This window comes from Rhizobium sp. CFBP 8752, assembly GCF_014842035.1.
Taxonomy (GTDB): Bacteria; Pseudomonadota; Alphaproteobacteria; order Rhizobiales; family Rhizobiaceae; genus Neorhizobium; species Neorhizobium soli.
Genome location: NZ_JACYUZ010000001.1, coordinates 2,369,168 through 2,383,332, shown reverse-complemented (window position 1 = coordinate 2,383,332; position 14,165 = coordinate 2,369,168). Strand labels below are relative to the sequence as shown.

Here is a 14,165-nt window from a genome sequence, read left to right as displayed (position 1 = left end):
CGCTTGTGCAAACGTCTCGTGCACGATGCTGCTTGATTAGGCGATTGGTTCGCCGCCAAGTGTGGCAAACCTGCCGGGATGGCTAAGGGCCGGGTTCTGCACCCCGGCCCATCAGTGTTTGAAAATTCCTGTTTTAAATCAACGGTCTTTGTCGCCCGATGTCAGGATTTGGGCAGCTTCCGCGCCGCTCACCCTGCGGATCTCCACGTCGTCGCGGCGGGCGGCAAACGCGTCGGTTGCCATCAGCAGCTCGGCAAGATCGGCCGGCAGGGAGAGAATCACGCGGTCGCCCTGCACTGGCTCGCCACGGCGAATGCCGCCGAGTTCGCCGCGCTTGGCCGTGATCATGCCGCCGGCGACCGTATTCAGCGTATCCGGGTCGATCAGGATGAAGGCACCGGTCGAGCGGTTCTGCTCATAGGTGTCGAACACCGCCTGCTCTTCGAAAGACAGGCGCACCTTGCCGATCGCGTTCATGTCTAGGCCGGACGCATGCGGAGCCCAACTGCCCGACTGCAGGTCGAGCTGCGAGATCGGCTCCACCGCCACGCGCTGGCGGCGCGAACCGCTTTTCAGCCAGTAGCGCTTGCCGGGCTCGATGCCGCCAGGCTGCAACGCCACCATCTGCCCCTCGAAGTTGAGGCCGGTCATCGGCTGGCCATCGAGCGAGGCGATCACGTCGCCGCGGGCGACGTCCACCTGTCGGTCGAGCACGAGCGTGATCGCATCGCCGGCGACGGCAGCGTTCCGCACGAGGTCGAAGGTGACGATCTGTTTGACGTTGGCAATCGTGCCCGATGGCAGGATGACGACGCTGTCGCCCGGCTTGATCGAGCCGCCCGCAACCGTGCCCTGATAGCCGCGAAAGCTTTCGCCGGGACGCGAGACGCGCTGGACGGGAAGGCGGAAGCCACCGGTCTGGGTGGAGCGGGTCGTCGCCAGTTCCAAGGCCTCGACCAGCGTCGGGCCTTCATACCAAGGCATCACAGACGTTGCGGGATAGACGACGTTTTCGCCCTTCAGCGCCGACATCGGGATTGCGGTGATCTGGCGAACGCCGAGCGACAGCGCGAATTCGCGGAATTCGTGGCTGATGCGGTCGAAGATCTCGCGGTCGTAATTCACGAGGTCGAACTTGTTGACCGCCAGAACGAACTGCCGGATGCCCATCAAGGATGCGATCGTCGCATGCCGGCGGGTCTGTTCCAGAAGCCCGACGCGGGCATCGGCAAGCAGGATGGCGAGACCGGCCGTCGAGGCGCCGGTCGCCATGTTGCGGGTATACTGCTCGTGGCCGGGCGTGTCGGCCACGATGAACGAACGCTTCTCGGTCGAGAAATAGCGATAGGCGACGTCGATCGTGATGCCCTGTTCGCGCTCCGCCTGGAGACCATCGAGAAGCAGCGCGAAATCCGGCAGGCCGAGATCGTTCTGGCCGCCGCTATCGCGGGCAAGCGTCACCGCCTGGTCTTCCTTGACGGCCTTGGTATCCCAGAGAAGCCGGCCGATCAGGGTCGACTTGCCGTCATCGACGGAACCGCAGGTGATCAGCCGCAGCGGCCGCACGTCACGGGTGATCTTGGCAGCGGATTCGGCGAAGGGCAGAATGGTGGCCGAAGCGGCGGTGGATGTTGCTGTCACGCTCATCTCAGAAATATCCTTCACGCTTCTTCTTTTCCATCGAACCCGACTGATCGCGGTCGATGGCGCGGCCCTGGCGTTCGGAAACGGTGGCAATTTCCAGTTCGGCGATGACCTCTTCGAGGTTCGACGCCGTCGAGCGGATCGCGCCGGTCAGCGGGAAGCAGCCGAGCGTGCGAAACCGGATCGAGCCATGCTTTATCTCTTCGCCGGGAAGCAGTTCCAGCCGCTCGTCTTCGGCAAGAATCATCATTCCGTCGCGCTCCACGTAAGGGCGCTCGGCAGCGTAGTAGAGCGGCACCAGCGGAATGCTTTCCGCCTGGATGTAGCGCCAGATATCCACTTCGGTCCAGTTCGACAGCGGGAAGGCGCGCACGCTTTCACCCTTGCGGATCATGCCGTTATAGACGTTCCACAGTTCCGGCCGCTGGTTGCGCGGATCCCACTTATGGTCCGGCGTGCGGAACGAATAGATCCGTTCCTTGGCGCGGCTTGCTTCCTCGTCGCGCCGCGCGCCGCCGAAGGCCGCGTCGTAACCGCCGGCATCCAGCGCCTGCCTCAGGGCTTCGGTCTTCATCACGTCGGTGTAGAAGGACGAACCATGGGTGAACGGGGTGATGTTTTCTTGCCTGCCGCGGACATTGCTGTGGACCACGAGGTCGAGATCGTACTCCTCTGCGATCTTGTCGCGGAACTCGATCATCTCCTTGAACTTCCACGTCGTGTCCACATGCAGAAGCGGGAAGGGCACGCGACCCGGGAAGAAGGCCTTGCGGGCGAGATGCAGCAGAACGGAGGAATCCTTGCCGATCGAATAGAGCATGACCGGGTTTTCGAATTCGGCCGCCACCTCCCGGAAGATGTGGATCGCTTCGTTTTCGAGGGCCTTGAGATGAGGATCGAGCGGCGGGCGGGAAACGGGCGGGTTCTTGATTTCCGTTTCCTGTACTGACAGGGGCATTTCAGTCTCCGGTATTCTTAAAGACACAACATAGATGGCAAGGGCGGCAGGCGCTGCGATCCGGACGGATCATCGGATGGCGCTTGCCCCTTGGATGACCGAGGAGCGGGCCGCGGGGTCTTCGGAGGCCTGCGCGTCAGACGCGTGACTTTCCGAAACATGCAGGCCGCATTCGCGCTTTTCGTCGTTTTCCCACCACCAGCGGCCGGCCCGTTCTGGCTCGCCCGGCTTGATGGCGCGGGTACAGGGCTCGCAGCCGATCGACGGATAGCCGCGGGCGTGCATGGGATTGATCGGGATATGCTCGGATGCGACATGCGCATTGATGCGGTCGATATCCCAGTCGGCCAGCGGATTGATCTTGATCAGGTTGCGCTCGGCGTCGAATTCGGCAAACGGCGTCGTCGCCCGGTTGCCGGACTGGCCGCGGCGAAGGCCGGTGATCCAGATCTCGGCGCCGGACAGCGCCTGTGCGAGTGGCACGAGCTTGCGCACACGACAGCAGGCGTGGCGGGCCTCGACGCTGTCATAGAAACCATTGATGCCATATGTGTCGACAAACGCATCAACATCGTCCTTGGCTGGGTAGAACCTGATGATCTCGAGATCGTAGCGTGCTTCGGTCTCCGCAATCAGATCGACGGTTTCGCGAAACAGCCTGCCGGTCTCCAGCGTCGATACCTCGATCGGCAGACGATGCGTGCCGATCGCAGCGGTAATCACCTGATCCTCGATCCCGAGCGACGTGGTGAACACGGCGCGGCCAAGTTCGGATGCAAGCGACAAACGACCGGCAAGGTCGAGGCCTGCAAGGCGAGTATCGAGATTTGCTGCAAGTGCCTGATGGTCAAGCCTTGCCACGTCCTGAAAGGTCATCGGTCATCTTCCGTAAGCAATGGCAAGATTATTGTCGGACCCGTTGCGGAAAGACAGGAAAAGCCGTTTCAACCTTCGGACTGCGGGAGCAAATATCTCTCCAAAGCTCCGCCTACACAGAAAACCCGACGCCTTAACTAAATGTGAGCCTTTTTTGCCCGCCAATGCGGCCATTGGTTTGTAATTTCTTGCCATTTGCGCTATCCCAGGACCAGGTTTTGCATTGCGGCATCGCCGCGTGCCGGCCTGCTCCTCGCGAATGCCGGTTGCGGCTTCATCGTGGATGCCCAGAGGAAAATTAGCGGCGACGTGAGACCGATTTCGGCCTTGCGGCGGCGCTGCTGTTAGTGGTCGCGGTATGATATCCCAGAAGGCGAAATATGCGTTGAGAGCCCTGACGGCCTTGGCGCAGGCGGATCCTAAAGAACCGATGCTGATCTCCGAGATCGCGGTTCAGCAGAGCATTCCGAAGAAGTTTCTGGAGCAGATCCTGCTCGACCTCAAACGTTCGGGGATCGTCGTGTCGCGGCGCGGCAAGCAGGGCGGCTATCTTCTCCTGCGGCCCGCCGACGCCATCACCTTCGGCGAAGTGCTGCGTCTGGTCGACGGACCGATCGCGCCGCTGCCGTGCCTGTCCCAGACCGCCTACCGCAAATGCGATGATTGCGACGGCGAACACCTCTGCGAAATCCGCCACGTCTTCGCCCGCGTTGCTGACGCCACCCGCGACGTGCTGTTCAGCACTACCATCGCCGATGCGGTGGAAGGGGCAGGGGTCGAAGTGGCCGCAGCGGACACTGACGCTGCCGACGCCGGACAGGTGCGCGAACTGCTGTCGGCCTAGTATCTGGCTAGCGCGCATCTAAGAATTTACTGTGTCGCGTTGATTGGCCATCGAGCACATGCGGGCCTCTGACGGCCTGTTCGAGGCGTCCTCTCTCGTCCAAAACCCGACCCGCTTCCCGGATTGCCTTACCCCTTCTTCCGCTTTTCCCAACGCTGCCGTTTCGCCTCTCGGCCTCGCGGGAACGCGCCCTTGTCGCCGCAGCCCGTCAAAGGGAAACAGTTTTGCCTTGGTTTCGCCGTCGATTGACTAAGACGACCGGCTCGGTAGAGTTTGTGCAGATCACAGGGGAGGCATTCATGCTGAATTTTACCGATGGGATATCGAAGCGGCTTCTGGCACTGGCGCTCGGCGTGACGCTGGCCGCCGGCAGCGTGGCGCCGGCTTTTTCAGCCACCCAGCTCCTCAACGTGTCCTATGACCCGACGCGCGAGCTCTACAAGGATTTCAACGCCGCCTTTGCCAAGCACTGGAAGGCAGAAGGTGGCGATGATGTCGCCATCCGCCAGTCGCATGGCGGTTCCGGCGCGCAGGCCCGCTCCGTCATCGATGGTCTGGGGGCCGATGTCGTGACGCTGGCGCTCGAAAGCGATATCAACGCCATCCAGAAGGCCGGCAAGATCAAGGAAAACTGGCGGTCGCGCCTGCCGAACAATTCCTCGCCCTACACGTCGACGATCGTCTTCCTGGTACGCAAGGGCAATCCGAAAGGCATCAAGAACTGGGGCGATCTGGTCAAGGGCGACGTTTCGATCGTCACCCCGAACCCGAAGACGTCAGGTGGCGCCCGCTGGAACTATCTGGCGGCCTGGGCCTGGGCTAACGAAGAATTCAAGGGCGACCAGGACAAGATCAAGGCCTATATCGCCGATCTCTATAAGCGCGCGCCTGTCCTCGACACCGGCGCCCGCGGCTCCACGGTGACGTTCGCGCAGCGCCAGATCGGCGACGTGCTGCTTGCCTGGGAAAACGAGGCCTATCTCGCCGGCGAGGAATTCGGCAAGGACGCATTCGACATCGTCGTACCACCGATCTCGATCCTCGCAGAGCCGCCGGTTGCGGTAGTGGATGCGACGGTCGATGAAAAGGGCACCCGCAAGGTCGCCGAAGCCTATCTTCAGTATCTCTATTCCGATGAAGGCCAGAACATCGCGGCCAAGCACTTCTATCGTCCGTCCAGGCGCGATGTGGTAAAGCCTGAATTGCTGAAACAGCTGCCGGATATCAAGCTCGTCACCATCGACGACCCGATCTTCGGCGGTTGGAAAAAGGCGCAGCCGGAACACTTCGGCGATGGCGGCATCTTCGACCAGATCTACAAGCCGGGCAAATAAGTCGGAACCAGAATGACCTCATCCACCGCTGCCACGTCGGCACGGTGGCGGGTAAAACAGCCGAGCATCATCCCGGGTTTCGGGTTGACGCTCGGCTTTTCGCTCGCCTACCTGTCGCTTATCATCCTCATTCCGATCGCAGGCCTGCTCTGGCGCACCGCCGAGCTCGGCTCGTCAGGCTTCTTCGCCGTCCTCTCGGATCAAAGAACGATCCGGGCTCTCACCGTGTCCTTCGGCACGGCCTTTGCGGCCGCGCTCATCAATGTCGTGTTCGGCACGCTGCTTGCGTGGGTGCTGACCCGCTACCGGTTTCCCGGTCGCCGGTTGATCGATGCGATGGTGGACCTGCCGTTCGCACTTCCGACGGCGGTCGCCGGCATCGCATTCGCCTCGCTCTATGCGCCGAATGGCTGGATCGGTTCGCTGTTCATGCCGTTCCGCATCGCCTTCACGCCTTACGGCATCGTCATCGCGCTGATCTTCATCGGTCTTCCCTTCGTCGTGCGCACCGTGCAGCCGATCATGGAAGAGATCGATCGCGAAGTGGAGGAGGCGGCAGCAACGCTCGGCGCCAACCGGTTCCAGACCATATTCCAGGTTCTGCTGCCGGGCTTGGCACCCGCCATCCTCACCGGCTTCGCACTCGCCTTCGCCCGCGGCGTGGGCGAATACGGCTCGGTCATCTTTATCGCCGGCAACATTCCATACGTCTCGGAAATCGCGCCGCTCCTGATCGTCATCCGGCTGGAAGAGTTCAACTACGCCGGCGCCACCGCAATCGCCACGATCATGCTGCTGATCTCGTTTGCCATGCTGCTGGTCATCAACCTCATCCAGGCCTGGAGCCGCAGGAGGTATGGTTATGTGTGATGTTTTCAGAGCTGCCTTGAAGAAGAACCCCTTCCAACCCTCCCCACAAGGGGGAGGGCTGAACCCAGCCTCACCCTCTGATGCAGGAACGCAGCGCTTGCCACGTCGGTTCTCCCTCCTCGTGGGTGGGCCGAAGGACGGGGCGAGACCGGTGGCTCGTCCCCGGTCGCCCGGCAGGGCAGAGAGGGTCTTGTCTCATGTCTAAGTCCGCCCGCATCACACGTTTCCACAGCCCCGCCGATGAAAGCCTCACCACCAAGCTCGTTCTGGTCGGCGTATCCCTCGTGTTTCTCGGCTTCTTCCTGTTCCTTCCGCTCGTCTCGGTCTTCGTTGAGGCGTTTCGCGATGGCTGGGGTGCCTATGAGGAAGCGCTGGTCGAACCCGATGCCTGGGCCGCGATCGGGTTGACACTCACGGTCGCCGGCATCGCCGTGCCGCTCAACCTCGTCTTCGGGCTTGCGGCGGCATGGGCCATCGCCAAGTTCGAATTCAAGGGCAAGGCCTTTCTGATCACCTTGATCGACCTGCCGTTCTCGATCTCGCCGGTCATATCCGGTCTCGTCTATGTGCTGCTGTTCGGCAGTGCCAGCGTGCTTGGACCCTGGCTGAAGAGCTATGGCATCGAGATCCTCTTTGCCGTGCCCGGCATCGTGCTTGCCACCGTGTTCGTCACCTTTCCCTTTATCGCCCGCGAACTGATCCCGCTGATGCAGGATCAGGGCACCGGCGACGAGGAGGCGGCCCTGTCTCTTGGCGCAACCGGCTGGCAGACCTTCTGGTATGTGACGCTGCCCAACATCAAGTGGGGCCTGCTTTACGGCGTGCTTCTCTGCAATGCCCGCGCCATGGGTGAATTCGGCGCCGTCTCGGTCGTATCAGGTCGCATCCGCGGGCTCACCAACACGATGCCGCTGCATGTGGAGATACTCTATAATGAGTACAACATGGTTGCAGCCTTCGCGGTGGCCTCGCTGCTCGCACTTCTAGCGCTCGTCACGCTCGCTCTCAAAACCCTTCTCGAACTTCGGTTCGGTGCCGGCTCAGCCGGCGGCAGACATTAAAGGCTCCCGCTCTATGGAAGTTAGCATCAACAATATCCGCAAGGAATTCGACCGCTTCGCCGCGCTGAACGACGTGTCGCTGAAGATCGCGTCCGGCGAACTGATCGCGCTGCTCGGTCCCTCCGGTTCCGGCAAGACGACGCTGCTGCGGCTGATCGCAGGGCTGGATTTTCCAACCGCCGGCCAGATCTTCTTCGGCACGGAGGATGCCTCGCATCATTCCGTGCAGGATCGCAATGTCGGCTTCGTGTTCCAGCATTACGCCCTGTTCCGGCATATGACGGTGGCCGAGAACATCGGCTTCGGCCTGAAGGTCCGCCCCTCCGCCAGCCGCCCGTCCAAGACCGAGATCCGCAAGCGCGTCTCCGACCTCCTCGATATGGTTCAGCTGTCGGGCCTTGAGAGCCGCTATCCGAACCAGCTGTCCGGCGGCCAGCGTCAGCGCGTCGCTCTTGCCCGCGCCATGGCGATCGAGCCGCGCATCCTGCTGCTCGACGAACCCTTCGGCGCGCTCGATGCCAAGGTCCGCAAGGAGCTGCGCCGCTGGCTGCGCGAGTTTCATGACCGCACCGGCCACACCACCGTCTTCGTCACTCACGACCAGGAAGAGGCGCTGGAACTGGCCGACCGCGTCGTTGTCATGAGCCAGGGCAGAATAGAACAGGTCGGCTCGGCGGACGACGTCTATGATCGCCCGGGATCGCCCTTCGTGTTCTCCTTCATCGGTGAATCCTCGCATCTGCCGGTCGAGGTAAAGGATGGCACCGTCCTGTTCCAGGGCGAGCCGATCGGCGTTTCCGGAGAGGCGAACAGTTCCGGCGACCTTTACTTCCGTCCTGAGGACGTGGAGCTGACGCAGGAGCGGGACGCGCTGTTCGGCAAGGTCACCGCCTCACGCCGTCTCGCCGGCACCCGCATTGCCGAGATCGATATCTCCAACCCCGGGGGAAGTAACGACCATCAGCCCTTCCATGTGGAGATCGAGGTGCCTCTGCACGCCCCGATCGAACTCGGCTCCGAAGCAAGGTTCCGTCCGACCCGCTGGAAGATATTCGGCCGATGACATTGTGGCTGGTACCGACCGCGTACCAGCCTTCCAGTCGCCCGCGACGAAGCGTAAGGCACGAGTTTCGACCTTAAATTGATCCCTATCAATTCCGGCGGCATCGGAAGCTGATATGCAGCCTGCGCGCGTAAGCTTCGGTAAATCAAAGTGCTCTATGAAGCTCGCAGTTCGATAGTCCGACAGGTCTCCTATGGCAGATATTGCGCATGAAACGATGGCCCCCGCCGTTGCGGAGGGCGAAGCGGTCTCCGCTGTGGGTCAGTTCGGCAAATTTCTTGCCGAGCGACTGCTGGACGTCCTCGGCAATCGCGGCCTTGCCTTCTATTTCGCGCTGATCGCCTTCACCGTGGCGCTGTCACTCTACGTGTTTCTGGAGGAGAACCTGCTTGCCGTGGCGTGGCGTCTGATTGTCGGTGATGTCGCGACACGCGTCTCGGCCGGCTTCGTCACCGTCGCCTTCGTCGGCTCGCTCGCCGCCAGCCGGCACTTGCGCCTTCCACGGCCTGTCTCCCGTATTCCATCCGGCGAAGATCTGCAGAGAGCGTTCGATATCCTGGCGCTCCAGCCGAATGCCAGCGCCGGCCTCGTGCGGCTCGGCGACAAGAAGGTGCTGTTTTCCGATTGCGGCAATGCCTTCGTCATGTATGCGCGCTCCGGCCGGTCCTGGGCGGCGTTGTTTGATCCGGTCGGCTGCCGCAAGGCGTGGCCGGGCCTGATCGTCAAGTTCATGAACGCCGCGCGCCGCGATGGCTGCCGCGCCGTGTTCTACCAGGTCTCGCCCGAGTTTCTGCCCTGCGCAGTCGAGGCGGGTCTGAAACCCTACAAGCTCGGCGAACAGGCGGTGGTTCATCTCATCGATTTCGATCTGAAAGGCGGCGCCTGGCTGAAACTGCGCCGCTCGATCAACCGTGCCGAACGCGACGGCCTCGAATTCTCGCTGCTGCCGGCCGAAGCTGTGCCCGGCGTGATGGACGAGCTTATTGGCGTTTCCCGCGCCTGGCTTGCCGCCCATAACGCAGCCGAAAAGGGCTTTTCGCTCGGCACTTTCCAGCCGGCCTATGTGGCCGCCGGACCGGTCGCCGTCATCCGTCTCGAAGGCCGCATCGTCGCCTTCGCCAATATCCATGCGACGAGCTCGAACGGCGATGCCTTTATCGACCTGATGCGGCATGTGCCAAACACCCATCGCGGCATGATGGATCTGCTCTTCGTGCGCATCATGGAGCACTTCAAGTCGGAAGGGTATCGCACGCTCAATCTCGGCATGGCGCCGCTCTCAGGTCTTGCCACCCATCGCCGCGCGCCGCTCTGGAACCATATCGGCAACCGCATCTTCGAAAACGGCGAGCGCTTTTACAATTTCCGCGGCGTTCAGGCTTTCAAGTCGAAATTCGATCCGGAATGGCAGCCGCGCTATCTCGCCGTCTCCGGCCGCGGCATGCCGCTCGTTGCCCTGTTCGACGTGACCAAGCTGATTGCCGGCGGCCTGAGGGGCATCCTTCGCCGATGAAGCTTCTGCCAGCAATCGTTGCCGGCATCACCGTGGTCGCCGCCGCGGTGAATGCGTTTGAGTGGTGGGCCGGCCCCGGCATCAGACGCCTGCCGACAGACCGCATCGCCTATCCCGACAGAAATGCATCCGGCATCGTCCTCCTCCTGTCCGGCACCGAAGGCTGGTCGGACCGCGAGCAGACGGTCTCCGATGCACTGGCTGCCGACGGCGCCGTGGTCGTCGGCGTCGATCTGCCGGACTACTTCGCTGCTCTGGCTAAAGAAGAAGACCGGACCTGCCTCTATCTCGTCTCCGATATCGAGGAACTGAGCCGCCAGATCCACCGTGAGCAGGAGATCTCAGCCTACCTCCCGCCGGTCATCGCCGGCATCGGCGGCGGTGGCGCCCTGGCGCTCGCGATTGCCGCCCAGACGCCGGCCTCGACCATCGCGGAAACGATCGCCATCGATCCTCAGGCCTTCATTCCCGTCGAAAAGATCCTCTGCACGCCGGCCCCCAAGACGGTGGTCGACGGCGGCGTTGCATACGGCTTCACGCCGGGCCCGCTGCCGGAACCTGTGCGCATCCTTTTGACGCCGCAGGCGGATCCGGCGGGTGAAGCCCATGCGGACGCGCTGAAGCAGACCCACCCGGCAATCGAGATCACCGCCTGGGACGAAACCGCGGAAAACCTGCTGCTGCAAAACGTTTCCACAACGCTTGGCCGCCTTCGCCAGTCATCCTCGCCGCTCGGCCTGCCGATCGTTCCGACCGCGGCCGTGCCGCTGCACGATACGCTGGCGATCATCTATTCGGGCGACGGCGGCTGGCGCGATATCGACCAGAAGCTCGCCGCCTATCTCGTGGAAGACGGCATCCCGGTCGTCGGCGTCGATGCGCTGCGCTATTTCTGGACCGAGAAATCACCGCAGGAGACGGCCACCGATCTCTCCCGCATCATCACCACCTACCGCCAGCGCTGGAACGTCAAAAACGTCGTCCTGATCGGCTATTCCTTCGGCGCCAACATCCTGCCGGCCACCTATCGACTGCTGCCCGAGGCAGACAAACAGGCCGTCTCGTTGCTCTCGCTTCTGGCGCTCTCGCATCAGGCCGATTTCGAGATCGCCGTCACCGGCTGGCTCGGCTGGGCAGGGGCCGCCAAGCAGGGCGATCCCGTCGACGACATCGCTAAGATCGAGCCGCACAAGATCCAGTGCATCTACGGCACGGAGGAGGAAGACACCGCCTGTCCTGCTGTTGAGGACATCCCCGGCACGCTCATCCATTCACGCCCCGGCGGCCACCATTTCGATGGCGATTACCGCGCCCTCAACCGGCTGATCGTGGACCGCATCAAGGCTTTGTCGTCGCCCGCGATGTGATCCGGATCCACTTGCCAGAATACGCTTCCAGGCGCATCATGCATCGCACTTGCAACGCATGAGGTGATGCTAATGAAAACCGCAACCATCCCGTCGCTGCGCGTCGACCCGGAACTCCGCGCGGCTGCAGAAAGCGTGCTGAAGGAAGGCGAAACGCTCTCCGCCTTCGTCGAGGACTCGCTGAAAAAGCAGATCGATTACCGAAAGACCCAGGCGGAGTTTATCGCTAGGGGGCTGGCAGGTCTGGCCGAAGCTGAGCGCACCGGGGTTTACTACTCATCCGAAGAGATTTTTGGAGAACTGAAAGGCATGCTTGAAGCCAAGCGGGCCGAAAAGCGCTCCAAATGAGCTATCTCGTGAAGTGGACGGAGCGCGCGCGAGTTGATCTCAAACGGCTCTATGCATATCTGCTGGATCGCGACGAGGACGCCGCGGCCCGTGTGCTGGATCTTGTTGAACAGTCGGTGGTATTGCTCGAAGAGTTCCCATTCAGTTGCCGTAAGGCCTCAGGCGGCAACGCACTCCTTCGAGAACTGCTCGTTCCATTCGGTTCGTCCGGCTATGTCGTGCTGTTCAGAATAGACAGCGAGACGTCCGTCACCATCCTCGCCATCCGCCACCAGCGCGAAGACGACTACCACTGACGTCGCACGACCTTTAGCGGTCGCTCATCGCCGCTCTCGGATTGACCCAGGGTTCCTGATTGCTGCGGGGCAGGGGCTGTTTGCCTAGAATATGATCCGCCGCCTTCTCGCCGGTCATGATCGATGGGCCGTTGAGGTTGCCATAGGTCACATGCGGGAAGATCGAACTGTCGGCGACCCGCAGCCCTTCGACGCCGATCACCCGGCATTCCGGATCGACCACCGCCATCAGATCATCCGCGCGACCCATCCGGCAGGTACCGCAGGGGTGATAGGCGCTTTCCAGATGCTCGCGCAGGAAGGCATCGATCTCGTCGTCGCTCTCAACCTGTTCGCCCGGCTGGATCTCCGGCCCGCGATAATCGTCGAACGCCTTCTGGCTGAAGATCTCGCGCGTCAGCCGCACGCAGTGGCGGAATTTGATCCAGTCTTCCTCGTGGCTCATGTAGTTGAAGCGGATGACCGGATCGTCTTTCGGATCGGAGGATCGCAGCGTCACCGCGCCGCGCGACTTCGACAGGTTATAGCCCACATGCACCTGGAAGCCATGGCTCTTCGCGGCCGCCTTGCCGTCGTATGAGATTGCAACGGGCAGAAAGTGATACTGGATATCCGGCTGCTTCAGGCCCGGTTCCGAGCGCAGAAAGGCGCAGGCCTCGAACTGGTTGGAGGCGCCAAGGCCACCCTTGGTCATCAGCCACTGGGCACCCGCCACCCCCTGCCAGAACCACGGCAGCCACGAATAGAGCGACACCGGCTTTGTCGAGATCTGCTGGAAATAGAACTCCATGTGATCCTGCAGGTTGGCACCGACGCCCGGCCGGTCGGCCACGACCTCGATCCCCATCTCCTTCAGATGCGCCGCCGGCCCGATCCCCGACAACATCAAGAGTTTCGGCGAATTGAAGGAGGACGCGGCAATGATCACCTCGCGGTTTGCCTTCACCACCTCCGGCACGCCCCGCCGGAGAACTTCGACGCCGATCGCACGGCCGTTTTCGATCACGACCTTCTGCGCCAGCCCATAGACAACTTCGACATTCTTCCGCTTCATCGCCGGCCGCAGATAGGCGTTGGCCGCGGACCAGCGGCGACCGTCATGGATCGTCTGCTCCATCAGCCCGAAGCCTTCCTGCTTCGATCCGTTGTAATCGTCGGTCGTCTCGAAACCGGCCTCCGCACCCGCCCGGATAAAGGCGTGGAACAGCGGATTGGTCATCGGCCCGCGCTGCACATGCATCGGCCCGTCCGTGCCGCGCCATCCCTCTTCCCCGCCATGGGCCGTTTCCATCCGCTTGAAATAGGGCAGCACATCCGCATAGGACCAGCCGCTCGCGCCCAGATCCTCCCAGCGGTTGTAGTCTTCGGCATGGCCGCGCACATAGACGAGACCATTGATCGAAGAAGATCCACCCAGCACCTTGCCCCGCGGCGCGGTAATCCGGCGGTTGCCAAGGTTCGGTTCGGGCTCGGAATGGTAACCCCAGTTGTAGCGCTTCATGCTCATCGGCCAGGCCAGTGCTGCCGGCATCTGGATAAACGGCCCATAATCGGTACCGCCCGCCTCGATCACGATGACAGAATGCTTCCCGTCCTCGGACAGCCGATAGGCCATGGCCGAACCCGCCGAGCCGGAACCGATGATGACGAAATCTGCCTGCAGCATGGTAACTTATCCGATTTGGGTTCTGTTAGGCATCAACCGGATTTCGTTGATCCGGATTTGACTCGTGCTTTGCCGCAGACGAAGAATGCGACATTCCGCAGCGATGGTATCTCAGGTTTTGCGAACGCCGATGTCGAATGGTTTCACCACCAAGCTGATCGAGCAATTGCGTACGACCGAGGAAGCGCGTCTTGCTGATGAAGAGAGAAATCGACACACTCCGAAAATTCGTCATCGCTCATCTGACCATCGGTCATTTGCGTGGCAATGGCTTCGAAACAAGTTGCAAAGTGGTCTGATGATCGCGTCAGCGTTGCTTCTTCAC

Annotated in this window: 13 protein-coding genes; 9 read left to right on the top strand and 4 right to left on the bottom strand. The window is 61.9% G+C overall.

Annotated elements, in window-relative coordinates; translation table 11 throughout:
• Window positions 1-138 precede the first annotated feature (138 nt).
• The 3 genes from cysN to IFT59_RS11585 form a co-directional block, all read right to left on the bottom strand.
• The gene (gene cysN, locus IFT59_RS11595) at window positions 139-1,647 is read right to left on the bottom strand and encodes a sulfate adenylyltransferase subunit CysN (RefSeq protein WP_192086890.1); all 1,509 of its coding nucleotides are present in this window, start codon (window positions 1,645-1,647) and stop codon (window positions 139-141) included.
• A 1-nt stretch (window position 1,648) separates the two neighbouring features.
• Window positions 1,649-2,602, bottom strand: coding sequence for a sulfate adenylyltransferase subunit CysD (cysD, locus tag IFT59_RS11590; RefSeq protein ID WP_192086889.1), 954 nt, complete (start codon window positions 2,600-2,602; stop codon window positions 1,649-1,651).
• A gap of 69 nt (window positions 2,603-2,671) precedes the next feature.
• Window positions 2,672-3,478 carry a phosphoadenylyl-sulfate reductase gene (locus tag IFT59_RS11585; protein ID WP_192086888.1) on the bottom strand — a complete coding sequence of 269 codons (807 nt, stop codon included), beginning with the start codon at window positions 3,476-3,478 and terminating at the stop codon, window positions 2,672-2,674.
• A gap of 358 nt (window positions 3,479-3,836) precedes the next feature.
• Between IFT59_RS11585 and IFT59_RS11580 the strand changes: the two genes are divergently transcribed.
• The 9 genes from IFT59_RS11580 (at window position 3,837) to IFT59_RS11540 (ending at window position 12,174) form a co-directional block, all read left to right on the top strand.
• Window positions 3,837-4,322, top strand: a complete 486-nt coding sequence (locus IFT59_RS11580) for an RrF2 family transcriptional regulator (RefSeq protein WP_192086887.1) — start codon at window positions 3,837-3,839, stop codon at window positions 4,320-4,322.
• 299 nt (window positions 4,323-4,621) lie between these two features.
• Window positions 4,622-5,656, top strand: coding sequence for a sulfate ABC transporter substrate-binding protein (locus IFT59_RS11575; protein WP_092661552.1), 1,035 nt, complete (start codon window positions 4,622-4,624; stop codon window positions 5,654-5,656).
• Between the two features lie 12 nt (window positions 5,657-5,668).
• On the top strand, window positions 5,669-6,526 hold the full coding sequence (gene cysT, locus IFT59_RS11570; RefSeq protein WP_192086886.1) for a sulfate ABC transporter permease subunit CysT: 858 nt from the start codon (window positions 5,669-5,671) through the stop codon (window positions 6,524-6,526).
• Window positions 6,527-6,723: 197 nt separating this feature from the next.
• A complete protein-coding gene (cysW, locus tag IFT59_RS11565; RefSeq protein ID WP_192086885.1) occupies window positions 6,724-7,587 on the top strand; it encodes a sulfate ABC transporter permease subunit CysW in 864 nt (287 codons plus the stop codon).
• 13 nt (window positions 7,588-7,600) lie between these two features.
• Window positions 7,601-8,650, top strand: coding sequence for a sulfate/molybdate ABC transporter ATP-binding protein (locus tag IFT59_RS11560; RefSeq protein ID WP_192086884.1), 1,050 nt, complete (start codon window positions 7,601-7,603; stop codon window positions 8,648-8,650).
• Window positions 8,651-8,843: 193 nt separating this feature from the next.
• A complete protein-coding gene (locus IFT59_RS11555) occupies window positions 8,844-10,163 on the top strand; it encodes a phosphatidylglycerol lysyltransferase domain-containing protein (protein WP_192086883.1) in 1,320 nt (439 codons plus the stop codon).
• A complete protein-coding gene (locus tag IFT59_RS11550; protein ID WP_192086882.1) occupies window positions 10,160-11,530 on the top strand; it encodes a virulence factor family protein in 1,371 nt (456 codons plus the stop codon). The genes IFT59_RS11555 and IFT59_RS11550 overlap by 4 nt, the downstream gene beginning before the upstream one ends.
• Before the next feature lie 72 nt (window positions 11,531-11,602).
• Window positions 11,603-11,878, top strand: a complete 276-nt coding sequence (locus tag IFT59_RS11545) for a YlcI/YnfO family protein (RefSeq protein ID WP_092661564.1) — start codon at window positions 11,603-11,605, stop codon at window positions 11,876-11,878.
• Window positions 11,875-12,174: a type II toxin-antitoxin system RelE/ParE family toxin gene (locus IFT59_RS11540; protein WP_192086881.1), complete on the top strand. Its 300-nt coding sequence runs from the start codon at window positions 11,875-11,877 to the stop codon at window positions 12,172-12,174. The genes IFT59_RS11545 and IFT59_RS11540 overlap by 4 nt, the downstream gene beginning before the upstream one ends.
• A gap of 13 nt (window positions 12,175-12,187) precedes the next feature.
• Here IFT59_RS11540 and betA read toward each other — a convergent pair whose 3' ends face one another.
• Window positions 12,188-13,837, bottom strand: coding sequence for a choline dehydrogenase (gene betA / locus IFT59_RS11535; RefSeq protein WP_192087154.1), 1,650 nt, complete (start codon window positions 13,835-13,837; stop codon window positions 12,188-12,190).
• Window positions 13,838-14,165: the final 328 nt, after the last annotated feature.